Raw genomic sequence first — 13,956 nt, 5'->3', positions numbered from 1 at the left:
AAGAGCCCTACAGAATCTTCGCCCCCTTTGTGCGATTACACTTCCAGCACAAAGTCTGTAAATTTTCCTCCGAAGTAACCCCGCCCTTTGATAGAGGAATGATATGATCAATTTCGAGCAAGAGATTTCTTTCTGTCGAAGATGACAATGAGCATAACTTGCAAGTGAAGTTATCTCTAGCTTTTATTCTTTCGCGCAGAGCCACTGTCATTAAAGCTCGTTGCCCCGCAATACTTTTTCTGAATTTTACCAACGCGCCAAGATATGATAAAAGCGCCTCCAGATTCCTCAAATCCAACTTTATAACACATTTGGATGAGCTATTACCGCCCGGGGATACATACTGAAAAGTATAAACCGGGAAATACAAGTCGCTTAAATCAATGTCCCTAAAGCCCAATTCTTTAATTAGCCGCTTTCCACTAAATATAGATACAAGAGTTGGTATTTCACTATTAATATCAGAAACAATTCTATCTCGCTCGTTACTTAGCAGAACCTTACCTTGCTCCGCGGCGGAAAAATTATTCAATACCTCCTCCAGTTTGGAGACCTGCTCTTCGTCGGACTTGATATCGAAATATTTACAAAGATATTTGAAAGGCTGGTTATTCGCATTCTTCACAACCGAAGATGAACAGTTATGCACCCATGTGCTGTTCTTATTTTCACTCCATTTTCGCCTTTTCATGTTATATCGACTATCATCTTGTAAGTGACTATCGCCATAGTTGATAGACCGAACATATGAATAAGTCGATTTCAACTCTTCGATATGTTCATTAAGGTCATTGCAGTTTTTCGTATAAATGGCAACACTATTTTTCACATCTAAAAATTTCTTCCCGCCAAAGTAGAAAGAAACGTAAATCTGGTAACCTATAAGTACCGATAAAACACCAAGAAATACCTCAACCACTTAGCCCCCCTTGACTATATGATTTGTTTAATCAACGCAATGCAAGCTTGACATTAAAGCCTTATTAAGTCTGTTCGGTGAATGCACACACATCTACAGAGCTCGAGCATGTCAATATTAGACCAAAAAGATGCCAAATTGCAAATTTTATTGGTGGGTGAACGAAGTCATTGAGGTCATCCGGACCGGTATGCGTCCAAAGAACTTCTTTGGGCTGTCGACGCGCGAGACCAAGCGCGAGCACTTAGCCTCGCTGGAATTGCGCCATAGCAGCACGACTACGTGCCCGGAATGCAGTGGAGAGCTGGTACTGCGGACTGTGAAACGCGGGCAGCGCGCCGCCCAGGAATTTACGGATGTCAGAAGTACCTAGCATGCCGTCACACGCGCCTGTTGAAGAAGTACACGCGAAATCCGTGAGCACTGGTGCCACCACCACAGGGGTCTAGGAAAACAACCTGGTGCCCATCGGCGCCCCGAACCCGGCCGGTAGTTGGTGTGGACGAACAATAAAGTCCGCCATAAAACAATAAAGTTAGACACAGACTAATAAAGTCTGCCACAAGGCGGCGTTCGAGCTGAAAGCCCCACTAGGCTTGGCTAGGCAGCATCAAAGCTCGTACACTGAGCAATTGCGACCGGCTGCTTTCGGCCGACCGCAGCCGATCGTATTCGACGACACAAGAAAGCAATCCGTTAGGCTGCGGCCAACAAAGAGACAGATTTATTCAGGTACATCGCTGTCTTGACGCTGGAAAGAATGGATTACAGACATCTTCTTACCCGTCAAGGCTTGTTTTTCAAGCGCCCACTCACGGCGTTCACGCCAAAGTTGATTGACCAAAGAGATCTCGCGGCTCAAGGCTTCCTCCCACAGCTCCCGATACTTAGCGACCTCTTCCCTCAATAACGGTCGCTGGTCTGTGTGCCTTTGATGATACGACTGTTCGGCAGCTGCGGCATCAATCGCAACTATGAGATCCCGGAAAATGGGGCGAGATTTTTTTATAGTCCCTTTTTTCCGCCCCGCTTCTAACGACACGGCATCTTTCGAGATCTGTACTGATTTCTCAACTCGTTCCGGAAAACCAGCTTTAAGCCGAGCCAAAGCGGAAAAATATTCCGCAAGAATTTCAGACATCATCCGACTCCTTATATGCTTCGGTGCTAAGAACGGGTGGTTGCCAAGCTACCTCTGCCGCAACCAGCGCATGCAAATCTTCTAATTCAAATTGATAAGTTAGGGAGGTGACATCCATGCGACCCAACGCAGCACGTTGCAGCCGAATGACCTCTACAATTTTGGAATGTTTACCCACCAGGTATTTGCACGCATTTGTCACGCACGTTGTATCAACCAACCGAAGCCCCTTCGAAGTCTCGCAGACAGCTGGATTGGTACAACCGCCTAAGGGACTTGAACGGTAGGAAAGCCTCCCTAATTTGACGCCCCTAGAAAATACTTGTTGGGTGATCACTTCATCCCGTCCTTTTTTCATTTCGTAAAATTTTCCTGCGGGGCCATGCAGCGGCTCAGTACTATTCATTACATCGACAACGAAAGCCAGATACTGGGACTCCGATGCCGCATTCTGCCAGTCAAAGGCAACGTGCTGCCTGAAACCACGCGGATCCTCTTGGATAAAATTAATGGAGAAAGCACTACCGCGCGCATAGTACAGGGACATCTCGCGGGTTATATGCTGAAGCTGTCGACGGAGCGACGACAAACGAACGAGGCCTGACGCATTCGCGTACAAGGCCAAGGACCTACGCAATTGATGTGGCCTCAGCGGCCATACAGTTCCAATTGCATAAGTACTCCCTTCGCGCCAAGCGCGAAAAGGATCAATTTCCTCTAACTCCGCAATATCTTGCTCGACAATTACCGGACAAATTCGATCACGGAGTACCGTAAAACGTCCCAAGTTTAAGTTGCACGTGTGAACACGACCATCGGCTGGAAGTACCACGCCAGGAGCCCATGGCAAATAGCCTGGAGAAATGAACAGTGGATGGTCATCACGAGCGCTTTCATCGTAGCGGGGGGAGATTCCAACGCATCCATACAGAACCGAAGCAAATTTCTGTGCAATACGAATGGCTCGAAAACCTTCTTCTTCGGTCGTCACCCATCTGGCTCGGCGCCGCCGACCGCCCTCCAGCTTGGTCGTGAGACCTTCAATGAGTGAATGGGCTCTGCCATGGCGCTGTGGAACATTGGTCATGCAGTGAAAGGGCAGATATTGCGCCTCGGCGTCCCTCATCCCACTAAAAGCATGTATTTGCAGCTTGCAAATTCGAAAAACCTCACCGACAATCGAACTGATTCCATACAAACTCTGCCGAATATCGCGACGGGAAAAGTAGTCTTCCAGTCCATACCTAGAGATCAGCACTGGGCCGAGGAACCCATCGGCCTCTTTACGCGAGCGTCCGTATTCCCTGATAGAGGCACGCAACAAACTGATTAACTGCTCCATGTGAAGCTCTATGGATTCGATCTCCTCGGCGAGCGCAACAATTACTGAGGCATAAACTCGCGATGGCAAAGGTGGAGTTTGCTTGAGCGAATCCCTGACGGACTGTGACCGTCTTTTAAGCTCCTTCAAGCGCTGGGGTATGGCTGGTCGAAACCCAAGCACTTCATAGGACACCTTTTCATGCAAAAAGCTAAGCCACGCGACGATGGTGGATGCCGTCGAATCCGGAACAGTCGCAATGAACGAATCGAGTTCATCCCGTTGCGAAAATACCTCCTTGATCTCAAGTTCTCGTGCTTCTGCAAATCTAGCCAAGTGTTTTAAACCTCGCAGCCACGTCTTGATCGTTGCTGGCCCCAGCGAACGGCCTTCATCCTGCCGATAGATCAGGACAAGCAAAAGCTGCTGTAGTTCCCGCATACGCTTGATGCGAGCTATAGACACCTCTCCCAGGTCGACCTTTGCGTGCCCGGACGTCCAGTAAAAAAAATAGATTTTTGCCGACCGGCCGCGAGGCTCATAAGCAGTCCAGTCCCAGATGAAATCGCCGACAGTTGATACCGGAATGCCATCTTTACCTCGGCTAATCACGTGATCCAGGCGAAATTGATTGTTGCGATCAAAGGGCCAAGGATCCGGCCCAACCGCTTCAAGCGGGAGACTTAGGTGGGAATTTAGTGAGTTCACTGCAAGACACCGAGTTCTAGAAACATCAAATATTTGTCCGCGAAATACGGTGTGAGGTTTCCGTTTTCAAACACGTCAAGGCGAACGCGTTTCACCATTGGGGCGCATCCATCGAACGAAGAAATCCTTTCCAGATCTTCGTCGCATTTCTGGATTTGAGGGCGAAACTGCGCCTCTGATTGTGGGCCAGCGATCAACTGTTCCATCACGAAAGCTGCACTTGCGATTTTGCGGGTATCCTCTTCGTTAGCTACCAGGATCCGGTTAGCACAAAAAATGCAGCCGCTTCGACAGTCCGCCATCGCGGGTCCCCCGGCGAGCGGTATCGGGTTGTCTGGCAGCGAACATCGCCCTCCCTCCTCAAGCCTGTTGGCGTCTGCGAGCTGAGCAGACGTCTTCACTATTTTTTGTTCGCGAGCCCGCTGAGAGACAGCAACCAAAAAATCCGAGACCTCCGAATGATGATGTAAAGGTGACCCAGCTAAATAGCTCCGATCTGTCGATGCTTCAGAACGCCCGAGGATGCTTGAGCTCACAAAACCATCGTGCCTGCGCCGGTAGTAATCCTCAACCGTAGCGCGTATTTCCCTGGACATGATGACAGGAATGGTAGGGGAAATTCTTCGCAGCTCCGAGAAGTATTTCACCAACACTGCCTCATTGATCCGGCCGGACGGAACGCGCTGACGGGAATTACCCACCGAAAAAAACAGGAATGGATAAGGCGTGTCCTGAAGTAGAAATTTTCGAAGTTCCATAAACCGGCGCAACGACGGAAGAAAAGCGATCGGGATCACCACAGTAATTTCCTTGCCGCCTGCCCGGAACTTAATGCTACGGTAGCTTTGCTTTTCAACAGACGGGGAGACTAGGCCGTCTGTCTCGATCTCGCGAGAGACAGCGAGATTGCAGCCGGTGTTTGCCAAAAAGAGAAAGAAAAACGCAGCTTGCGCCAGGACGGCCAGCTGCAACCTGATTTTGTGGCGAGAGTTAGAATTTGCAGCATCTAGCACCGCCTGGCCCTGGCGTAACCCACGCTCGGCCGAGGAGGGAATGGCACGGCGGTATCGTGTCACGATCTCGGACACAGTCGACACGCGGCCCTGTTGGTAGTTGTAAGCGCCGAAATACCTCGACGGGCGCCGATCCGCAGGATCGGATTGCAACTGGGGGGCAAGGCACCATTGGTTGGCGGGGAAACACCATAGATGGTTCTCCTCCCATCCCAGCGAACTGGGCAACACCAACCTGAACGGAAACGGCTTATTCGCCAAGACGAGCTCTGAAAGACCATCGAACAATGCTTGGCTCAACGCGACAACCTTACCGAACTCGTATTCCGGTGCTGGCTCGGTACCGAACGATTGCCCTACTCCACTGACGAGACGCACCCCGCGATGGAGACCCGCAACACCAGTAATCAGTTCTAAGAATTGGCAAACCAGTTGCTGTAGCAAACGCGCTGTACGGGGAGAAATTTCGAAACGGCGAAGCCGTTCGTGAACATGGTGCGCCCAGCCCCGAAAAGCGGCAAGGGTGGCGTCGCCGCCACTTAGGCAAGCGTGATGATTGTTCAGATCGGCCCAGTCCATGAAAGCCTTGAAAAACTTGGCGCGTTCCTCGACCGTCCGTGGACGCATCGCGCCGTCACTCATCATCGAAGACAGCAGTTCGATTGCAGTTTGAATCTGAGGTCGGCGGTCAGCGATCAAGGAGCCGAGGACGACGCCGCGTGGCCGGCCAGGTCTTCGCGGCTCACCAGATCTTTTTGTGAAACAAAAGGCGCCGAAATCAATGTGGAATCGATCGATAACGATTACGACCTGCTCGACTCGCAGCACCTCAACCGCAGCCAATAGCGGTAGGGAAAGGACAAAATAGGAACGATTTGTAAAACGTTCTGTCGCGGCGCTAGGGGACATGAACCCCTTTCATGGCTTGCTCAACCCATTCGTGAACAAGATCACCATAGCCATTAACGGCAGCATAGATCATTGCAATGTGCTCCCGGTAATTTAGATACTTATCCGTCACTTCGGTTGAAGAATGCCACATCAGTGCCATCACATTTGTGCGTGCCTTGCTGAGGGTGATAAGACCGTCACGAACAAGCGACATCTGCATGTCAGTTTGGTTCATGCCGAAAGACGCACGCAAGTCGTGCGGCTTGAAATAAAAATCTTGCTTGAAATTCGCTCTTACAAACGGGATCAGATGATCCTTCAAAAATTGACGAACTGTTCCACCGTTTCGATGGTATCTGCGCTTGAGATCTGGATCGAAGGTGTACGATTCGCGCCTCGCCGCATAGTACGGGGTACCCTGTTGGGTTAAGAAGAGGTACTGTCCCTCATGGTCGCCGCCGGGAGATCGCGCGCGTCGGCGCTGCGATCTGATGGAGGAACTGTAGATATGCAGCGCTTCATAAAGCGGCGCAGGGAAATGCAAGACACCGCGCTTTCCACCCTTCGTGTCGATCCCTGTTCCAGGTCCTGCATTCAACTTGTAGACCAAGCCGTTCCCATTGACACCTTGTGACAACGCAACCGGATACTTTGAAAAATGCCCGATGCGCAGCGTTGAAGCCGTCTGAATTCTTGCGCCGGTGAGGAGCATCACCAGTAGCAACAGCGACATCTCGGGGTTCCCTAAACTACTGGATGCTTGAAGAATCCATTTCTGCTCATCCAAGGACAACGGACGCAACTTGCCTTCATCGTAAATCGTCCCGTCGAACGGATCGATATTTGCCAAAGCCGGCAATGCGAGATCTGTACTTAGGACCTTTTTCGTGAACTGTGCTCCAAAGCTTCCCTTAAAGGACAAGCTGTACGTTCGTTCTTCCCAAGGATCATTCTCAGGAGCGAACACGTTTTCCTCTATCGTCCATCGATAGAATTGAACCACAGTGCCCATTCGCCGTTTGGCGGTGGAAGGGGCAATATCGCCCGCCTCGATCAACTGCTTTAACGCGCCACGGTAGCGGTATGTCACCCGTCGCAGCTTCATCTTGGGGAAACAGATGACAAGGCTATTCGGATCATCATGTCCATCTATCCAGAACCTGAACGCACTTAAGTCATCCGCCAAAGATCGAATGGTGAGCATGTTCGGATTGGTCTCGGCCTCCAGGCGCCCAAACAGGAATTGCATGCCCAAATCCCACGGGGCCGAGCGGCTGTCTAGAATGATCGGCATCAGGTTAAACTGTGCGGCCTCCCCTCCTACAGAATCTAGAACAGGACGCAGGTGATAAACGAACTGCTCATCACCTCGAGGTCCAAGCGATCGCTTAACGGCGCGAGGGTCATTTGCGACGCATACCTCGGTTAAGCAAAAAGAAGGCACTACAATTTTTCGACGCAGCTTTCCCAAGCCAGCTCCTCGTATCAACTAAGCTGTCCGTTTTACCATAACTTGTTAGGGGGGTCTATTCGTTGGAAACTTGGATGTAAGCAGCAATTCCACCAGCGTTCCCGTTGGCCACCCGTTTCCCGGCAACTGGGCCGACAGGACCGGATGGCCGGTGTCGACGCAGCGGTCGTGCGATTGGGCCAGTTGCGATGCAAGCCAGAGTGACGGATGCAAGGCTTCCGGCGCCAGCATGGGAGCGGGCTGAGCCATAAGTGATGATGCCAAGAAATACTGTATGCCTATACAGTACTACCGATGGGACGTTTTGACAATGACATTCTGGCAATCGTGTGGCGCCAGCTCGGCCGGGCAGCCGTCCTACCGGCGGTGCTTGCCGAAAAACTCCAGCATCATCCGGCTCGCATCCGGCCCTTTCGCATGGAAGGCAAACTGCGGATCGCCACCGCTCCATGCATGGTCCAGCGTATCGACCCGCACCACGCGCAGCACCACCTTGCTGCCCACGTGGTAGTCGCGGATTTCATGCCCGCTGCGGGTACCCCGTCGCGTCACTTTGACCGGTGCATCGGCCGGCACGCCGTTCAACAGCAGGCTTTGGCGCACGAGCTGCTGCTGGTTCACGGCATGCACCACCGTGTCGGCATCGCCCTGGATCAGGATCGCCGGCATCATTGGAAAATTGGCGCGCCGCGCCAGCACTTCGCGGATGGCAGGCTCGGTGTGTATCCCGCCGCCGTGGCGCATCACGCCCAGCGCGCCGACGGTGCCGTGGCCAACGCCGAACACGGGCCCGGAGTGCAGGCCCACCGCCGCAAAAACGTCCGGGAAGTTCAGCGCCATGATATTGGCCAGGCCGGCGCCGGCCGAGATGCCGCATGCATACACGCGGCGCCGGTCGATCGGATACTGGGTCAATACCTTCGCGAGGATCGCCGCCACCGGTTGCACGTCGCCGCCGCCGGCCTGCGTGGCGCGGTCGAACCAGCGCCAGCACCGCTGCGCGTGCACGGTGACCGGTTGCTGCACATACAGCACCGCGTACCCCTTCTTTTCCGCCACCGTGTTCATGCGCGTGCCTTGCGCGAACTGGGTCGCCGTCTGCTGGCAGCCATGCAGCATCAGCACCAGGGGCATGCCTTTCGCCGGCACCTCGCCCTGCGGCAGGTACAGCCAGTACTGCATCTGCTGGGCGCCCGCCGCGTGATGCCCGACCAGCCAGCGCCCCGGTGCCACGGGCGTGGCCGGCGGCGTGCGCACGCGCGGCGCGGCGGTGGCCGCCTTCTTCGCCGGCCGCTTGCGGACACTACTTTTCGGCAACGTCAGCATCGTGCCGACCATCTTCGCTGCCGCCTTCTGATGCGCGGTACCCGCCTTCATCAGGCTGCGCACCAGGCGCGCGCCGGCATTCCGTTTCGCCATGCTTCCTCCGCTTTCGTCGTGCCCGCATCCAACGGAACCGGGCCACACTGTTGAACTCCGGTAAGGGCGCAAAAAAGCCGCTTGCGCTATTCTGGCATGCAGACCGCCGTGCGATCGCGCGGTGGACTTTCCACGACCGCATTACCCAATGCATCACAGGAGACCAACATGAGCTATCTCGACCGAGACCCGTTTGGCATTTACCGTGACCGCGACAATGACGGCCCAGGCCCGCACCTGATGGGTGCCGACACGCTGATGGGCGAAGACGTCTACAACCGCCAGGAAGAAGACCTGGGCGACATTAAAGAAATCATGATCGACATGCAGTCCGGCAAGATCGCCTATGCCGTGCTGTCGTTCGGCGGCATCCTGGGCATGGGCGACAAGCTGTTCGCCGTGCCGTGGCAAGCCCTGCAACTCGATACCGTGAACAAGCGTTTCATTCTCGACGTGGCGAAAGAGCGCCTGGAAAACGCGCCCGGCTTCGACAAGGACCGCTGGCCCGACATGGCCAGCGCCGAATTCGGCAGCCAGATCAGCAGTTTCTGGGGCGGTGCCGCACAGGCGATGCCGGGCCAGATGACCTCCACCGGCAGCGTGATGGGCAGCGGCAGCAGCACCATGCAGAGCGGCTCCAGCTTTGGCCAGAGCCAGTCGGGCAACCTGTCCGGCAGCTCGGGCAGCAGCATGGGCAACAGCATGGGCAGCGGCAGCGGCCTGTCGAGCCAGAGCGGCAGCCTGGGCAGCAGCACCGGCCTGGGCAGCAGCAGCCTGGACCTGGGGCGCGGCGATGCCGACCTGACGGACAAGAACGTCAACCAGGCCGGCGGCCTGTCGAACCAGAACACCAGCTACGATCCAAACAAGAAGTTCTGATCGTCCTGGCGTAAAAAAAGCCCCGCTTCGCGGGGCTTTTTTCTTTTACCTCTGCATGGACTCCCATACCTTGAAGAGCCGCTTGACCGACACCGGCGCCGGCGTGCGCAGCTCCTGCGCGAACAGCGACACCCGCAATTCCTCCAGCAGCCAGCGATACTCCACCAGCTTCGGATCGGTATTCTTGCCGGCCGACTTGTCGCGCACCACGCGCAGGTAAGGCTGCGCGGCCTGGTGCCAGTCGGCCATCGCCTTGGCGTCGCGCGCGGGATCGGCGCGCAGCTTTTCCAGCCGCACGTTCATCGCCTTCAGGTAGCGGGGGAAATGCGCCAGCTGGGTGAACTCGGTATCGAGCAGGAAGCGCTTGTGCACCAGCCCTTTCAACTGCTCCTGCATGTCGGCGGCGGCCTGCTGGTTGATGCCCTGCAGCCGCTTCGGCAAGCCGTGGAATTCCGTCAGCACCTGCGAGACCAGCCGCGCGATCTCGTTCACCAGCAACACCAGGCGCGACTTGCCTTCGTCCTTGCGCTTGTTGAACGTGGCCGCATCCGTCGGCAGCGGATCCTGCAGGCAGGCGATGTCGATCGCCTTGGCAATGATCTGGTCGCGCAGTTCCTCCTGCGTGCCCATGCTCATGAACTGCATGCCCATCTGCTGCAGGTTCGGGATGCTTTTCTCCACGAACTTGATCTGGTCCTTCATCTGCAGCGCGAACAGCCGGCGCAGGCCGATGCGGTGCGTGCGCGCCGCCACGTTCGGATCGTCGAACACTTCCAGGTCGCAGTGCGCGCCCTTGTCCACCAGCGCCGGGAAGCCGATCAGGGTCAGCTTGCCCTGCACGATCTCCAGCAGCTCCGGCAGTTCGCCGAACGACCATGACGTGATGTTCGTGTGCGCTCCGGCCGGTGCCGGCGCAGCAGCCGCAGGCGCCGGCAGGGCCGCCCCCGGCATGCCACCCGCCTTGACTTCCCCAGCGATACCACCGTGCTTTGCGCCCCGGTCCGCGCCTTTGTCAGGCCTGGCGCCGCCCAGCTGCGCCAGCGAAGCGGCCGATGCGGGCGGCGCATTCTCCGCCATCTTCTGGAAGCTCTGCCGCGCCTGCGCGCCATACTCCGCCTGCAAGGTGGCGAGGTTGCGGCCCATGTCCAGCTGGCGGCCATGCTCGTCGATCACCTTGAAGTTCATGAAGTGGTGCGCCGGCAGTTGTTCCGGCTTGAAGTCGCCGGTCAGCACCGTGATCGTGATCTGCTCGCGGATGTCGGCGATGATCGCGTCAATCAGGTCGCCGCGGCCGAACTTGTCGGCCACGCGCTCGCAGAACTTTTGCGCGTACTCGGGCAGCGGCACCATGTGCCGCCGCAGCTTTTGCGGCAGCGATTTCAGCAGCAGGTGCACCTTCTCCTTCAGCATGCCCGGCACCAGCCACTCGCAGCGCTCGCGCGAGAGCTGGTTCAGCGCATACAGCGGCACGTGCAGCGTGACGCCATCGCGCACCGTGCCCGGCTCGAAGTGGTACGTGAGTGCCATTTCCACGCCGGCGGCCAGCAACTTCTTCGGGAACAGCTCCGTCGTCACGCCCGCCGCCTCATGGCGCATCAGGTCTTCCTTGACGAGGTACAGGATCTTCGGCTCCGCCTGCGCGGCCTTCTTGTACCAGGTCTCGAAGCCGGCGCCATTGACCACGTCGTGCGGGATCAGCTTGTCGTAGAACGCTTCGATCAGTTGTTCGTCCACCAGCACGTCCTGCCGGCGCGACTTGTGTTCGAGGTTTTCGATCTCCTTCACCAGGCGGTGGTTGTGCGCGAAGAACGGCGCGCGCGTATCGTAGTCGCCGGCCACCAGCGCATCGCGGATGAAGATCTCGCGTGCCTCGGCCGGGTTGTACAACGCGTAGTTGATGCGGCGCTGGCTGTAGATCGTCAGGCCGTACAGCGTGGCCTTCTCGGCCGCCGTCACCTGCGCCGGGCGCTTTTCCCAGCGCGGCTCGCCCCACGATTTCCTCAGCAGGTGGGCGCCGATCTTTTCCACCCATTCCGGCTCGATCTTCGCGATCGTGCGCGCATACAGCCGCGTGGTCTCCACCAGTTCGGCCGCCATCACCCACTTGCCCGCCTTCTTGCCCAGCGACGAGCCGGGCCAGATGTTGAACTTGATGCCGCGCGCGCCCAGGTAGCCGGGGTCGTCTTCCATCTTGAAGCCCACGTTGCCCAAGAGGCCAGTGAGCAGTGCCATGTGCAGCTGCTCGTACGTGGCCGGCGATTCATTCATGCGCCAGCCCTGCTCCTTCACGAGCGTGAGCAGTTGCGAATGCACGTCGCGCCACTCGCGCAGGCGCACCTGCGACAGGAAGTTGGCGCGGCAGTTGTCCTGCAATTGCCGGTTGGTCTTCTTGTGCTCGATGGCATCCTCGAACCAGCGCCAGATCTTGACGTACGAGAGGAATTCGGACTTTTCATCGGCGAACTTCTGGTGCGCCTGGTCGGCCGCCTGCTGGTGCTCGATGGGGCGGTCGCGCGGGTCCTGCACCGACAGCGCGGCGGCCACGATCAGCACCTCGGTCAGGCACGTGAACTCCTGCGCGGCCAGGATCATGCGGCCCACGCGCGGGTCGAGCGGCAGCTTGGCCAGCTTGCGGCCCAGGTTCGTCAGCTTGTTGTCGTCGTCGACGGCGCCCAGCTCCTGCAGCAGCTGGTAGCCGTCGGCGATCGCGCGCGCCAGCGGCGGCTCGATGAACGGGAACGTCTCCACATCCGTCAGGTGCAGCGACTTCATGCGCAGGATGACGGAAGCGAGCGACGAGCGCAGGATTTCCGGATCGGTGAATTTCGGCCGCTTGTTGAAATCCTCTTCCTCGTACAGGCGGATGCACACGCCGTCGGCCACGCGGCCGCAACGGCCAGCGCGCTGGTTCGCCGCCGACTGCGCCACCGGCTCGACCTGCAGCTGCTCGACCTTGTTGCGGTAGCTGTAGCGCTTTACGCGCGCCGTGCCCGCATCGACCACGTAACGGATGCCCGGCACCGTCAGCGACGTTTCCGCCACGTTGGTGGCGAGGACGATGCGCCGCTGGTTCGTGGTGCGGAACACGCGGTCCTGCTCTTCCACCGACAGGCGGGCGAACAGCGGCAGGATTTCCACGTGCGGCGGGTGGTGCTTGCGCAGCGCCTCGGCGGCGTCGCGGATTTCGCGTTCGCCCGGCAGGAACACGAGCACGTCGCCCGGGCCGATGCGGCACACTTCATCGACACCGTCGACGATGGCATCCATCAGGTCGCGCTTGTCGCGGGCGGCGGCCGCCGTGCGCAGTTGCGGCTTCGCGGCGTTCACCCCTTCCGGCAGCGTGACCGGATCGCGCTCCACGGGACGGTAGCGCACTTCCACCGCATACAGTCGCCCCGATACCTCGATCACCGGCACGCGCGGCTTGCCCTCCTGGCTGAAGTGCCGGGCGAAGCGTTCCGCATCGATCGTCGCGGACGTGATGATCACTTTCAGGTCCGGCCGGCGCGGCAGCAGCTGCTTCAGGTAACCGAGCAGGAAGTCGATGTTCAGGCTGCGTTCGTGGGCCTCGTCGATGATGATCGTGTCGTAGCCCTTGAGCAGCGGGTCGGTCTGCGTTTCGGCCAGCAGGATACCGTCCGTCATCAGCTTCACGGAGGCGCCCTTGTGCAGCGTGTCGTTGAAGCGCACCTTGTAGCCCACGTGCTCGCCCAGCGGCGTGCCCAGTTCCTGGGCGATGCGCTTGGCCGTCGACGAGGCGGCGATCCGCCGCGGCTGCGTGTGGCCGATCAGCCCCTTCTGCCCGCGGCCCAGTTCCAGGCAGATCTTCGGCAGCTGCGTGGTCTTGCCGGAACCGGTTTCGCCCGACACGATGACGACCTGGTGCTTCGACAGCGCCTCGGCGATCTCGCGCCGCCGGCCCGAGACCGGCAGGTCTTCCGGAAACGTGATCGGCGGGAGCGGATTGCGGAACAGGCGCTCGGCCTCGCGCGCAGCGACCTGCTCGGGCGTGGGTTTTTCGCGCGCGCCCCCCTGCCTCGGCGCGCGCTTTTCGTTCGCGGCACCCTGCTCCGGCGTTGCTTTTTCCCGTGGCGCACCGCCACGGCGGCCGTCATCGCGGCGCGGGGCGCGCGCTTCGTTCGGTTGCGGGGAAGAAGAGGAAGGGGACTGCTTGATGGCTTCAGACATTGTTTT

At 57.6% G+C, this 13,956-nt stretch carries 8 protein-coding genes and 1 pseudogene; 1 reads left to right on the top strand and 8 read right to left on the bottom strand.

Annotation, left to right across the window (positions count from 1 at the left end; genetic code table 11):
* Nucleotides 1–7: 7 nt before the first annotated feature.
* From EWM63_RS19465 to EWM63_RS19435, 7 genes and pseudogenes are all read right to left on the bottom strand, one after another.
* Nucleotides 8–919 carry an HNH endonuclease gene (locus EWM63_RS19465; protein ID WP_130188019.1) on the bottom strand — a complete coding sequence of 304 codons (912 nt, stop codon included), beginning with the start codon at nucleotides 917–919 and terminating at the stop codon, nucleotides 8–10.
* Nucleotides 920–1,643: 724 nt separating this feature from the next.
* Complete coding sequence (locus EWM63_RS19460) at nucleotides 1,644–2,063, bottom strand: hypothetical protein (RefSeq protein WP_207221118.1); 420 nt, start codon at nucleotides 2,061–2,063, stop codon at nucleotides 1,644–1,646.
* A complete protein-coding gene (locus tag EWM63_RS19455) occupies nucleotides 2,053–4,089 on the bottom strand; it encodes a hypothetical protein (RefSeq protein WP_130188018.1) in 2,037 nt (678 codons plus the stop codon). The genes EWM63_RS19460 and EWM63_RS19455 overlap by 11 nt, the downstream gene beginning before the upstream one ends.
* The gene (locus tag EWM63_RS19450; protein ID WP_130188017.1) at nucleotides 4,086–6,011 is read right to left on the bottom strand and encodes a hypothetical protein; all 1,926 of its coding nucleotides are present in this window, start codon (nucleotides 6,009–6,011) and stop codon (nucleotides 4,086–4,088) included. The genes EWM63_RS19455 and EWM63_RS19450 overlap by 4 nt, the downstream gene beginning before the upstream one ends.
* Nucleotides 6,001–7,464, bottom strand: a complete 1,464-nt coding sequence (locus EWM63_RS19445) for a site-specific integrase (protein ID WP_130188016.1) — start codon at nucleotides 7,462–7,464, stop codon at nucleotides 6,001–6,003. The genes EWM63_RS19450 and EWM63_RS19445 overlap by 11 nt, the downstream gene beginning before the upstream one ends.
* A 78-nt stretch (nucleotides 7,465–7,542) precedes the next feature.
* Nucleotides 7,543–7,713, bottom strand: a pseudogene (locus EWM63_RS32440) (translesion DNA synthesis-associated protein ImuA); the annotation flags it as partial.
* 108 nt (nucleotides 7,714–7,821) lie between these two features.
* Nucleotides 7,822–8,883: an extracellular catalytic domain type 1 short-chain-length polyhydroxyalkanoate depolymerase gene (locus tag EWM63_RS19435; RefSeq protein ID WP_165390869.1), complete on the bottom strand. Its 1,062-nt coding sequence runs from the start codon at nucleotides 8,881–8,883 to the stop codon at nucleotides 7,822–7,824.
* Between the two features lie 168 nt (nucleotides 8,884–9,051).
* Between EWM63_RS19435 and EWM63_RS19430 the strand changes: the two genes are divergently transcribed.
* Complete coding sequence (locus tag EWM63_RS19430) at nucleotides 9,052–9,762, top strand: PRC-barrel domain-containing protein (protein WP_130188015.1); 711 nt, start codon at nucleotides 9,052–9,054, stop codon at nucleotides 9,760–9,762.
* A 45-nt stretch (nucleotides 9,763–9,807) separates the two neighbouring features.
* Here EWM63_RS19430 and hrpA read toward each other — a convergent pair whose 3' ends face one another.
* Complete coding sequence (hrpA, locus tag EWM63_RS19425) at nucleotides 9,808–13,950, bottom strand: ATP-dependent RNA helicase HrpA (protein ID WP_130188014.1); 4,143 nt, start codon at nucleotides 13,948–13,950, stop codon at nucleotides 9,808–9,810.
* Nucleotides 13,951–13,956: the final 6 nt, after the last annotated feature.

Origin of the sequence: Pseudoduganella lutea, from assembly GCF_004209755.1 — a bacterium.
In the GTDB taxonomy this organism is placed as follows: domain Bacteria; phylum Pseudomonadota; class Gammaproteobacteria; order Burkholderiales; family Burkholderiaceae_D; genus Rugamonas; species Rugamonas lutea.
The sequence above is the reverse complement of the archived record's forward strand: the minus strand, read 5'-3'. Positions and strand labels throughout refer to the sequence as shown.

Bases quoted from the DNA above. Each gene is read 5' to 3' on its own strand.
- EWM63_RS19460 (WP_207221118.1), bottom strand. From the start codon at position 2,063: ATGATGTCTGAAATTCTTGCGGAATATTTTTCCGCTTTGGCTCGGCTT.
- EWM63_RS19450 (WP_130188017.1), bottom strand. From the start codon at position 6,011: ATGTCCCCTAGCGCCGCGACAGAACGTTTTACAAATCGTTCCTATTTT.
- EWM63_RS19435 (WP_165390869.1), bottom strand. From the start codon at position 8,883: ATGGCGAAACGGAATGCCGGCGCGCGCCTGGTGCGCAGCCTGATGAAG.
- EWM63_RS19430 (WP_130188015.1), top strand. From the start codon at position 9,052: ATGAGCTATCTCGACCGAGACCCGTTTGGCATTTACCGTGACCGCGAC.
- hrpA (WP_130188014.1), bottom strand. From the start codon at position 13,950: ATGTCTGAAGCCATCAAGCAGTCCCCTTCCTCTTCTTCCCCGCAACCG.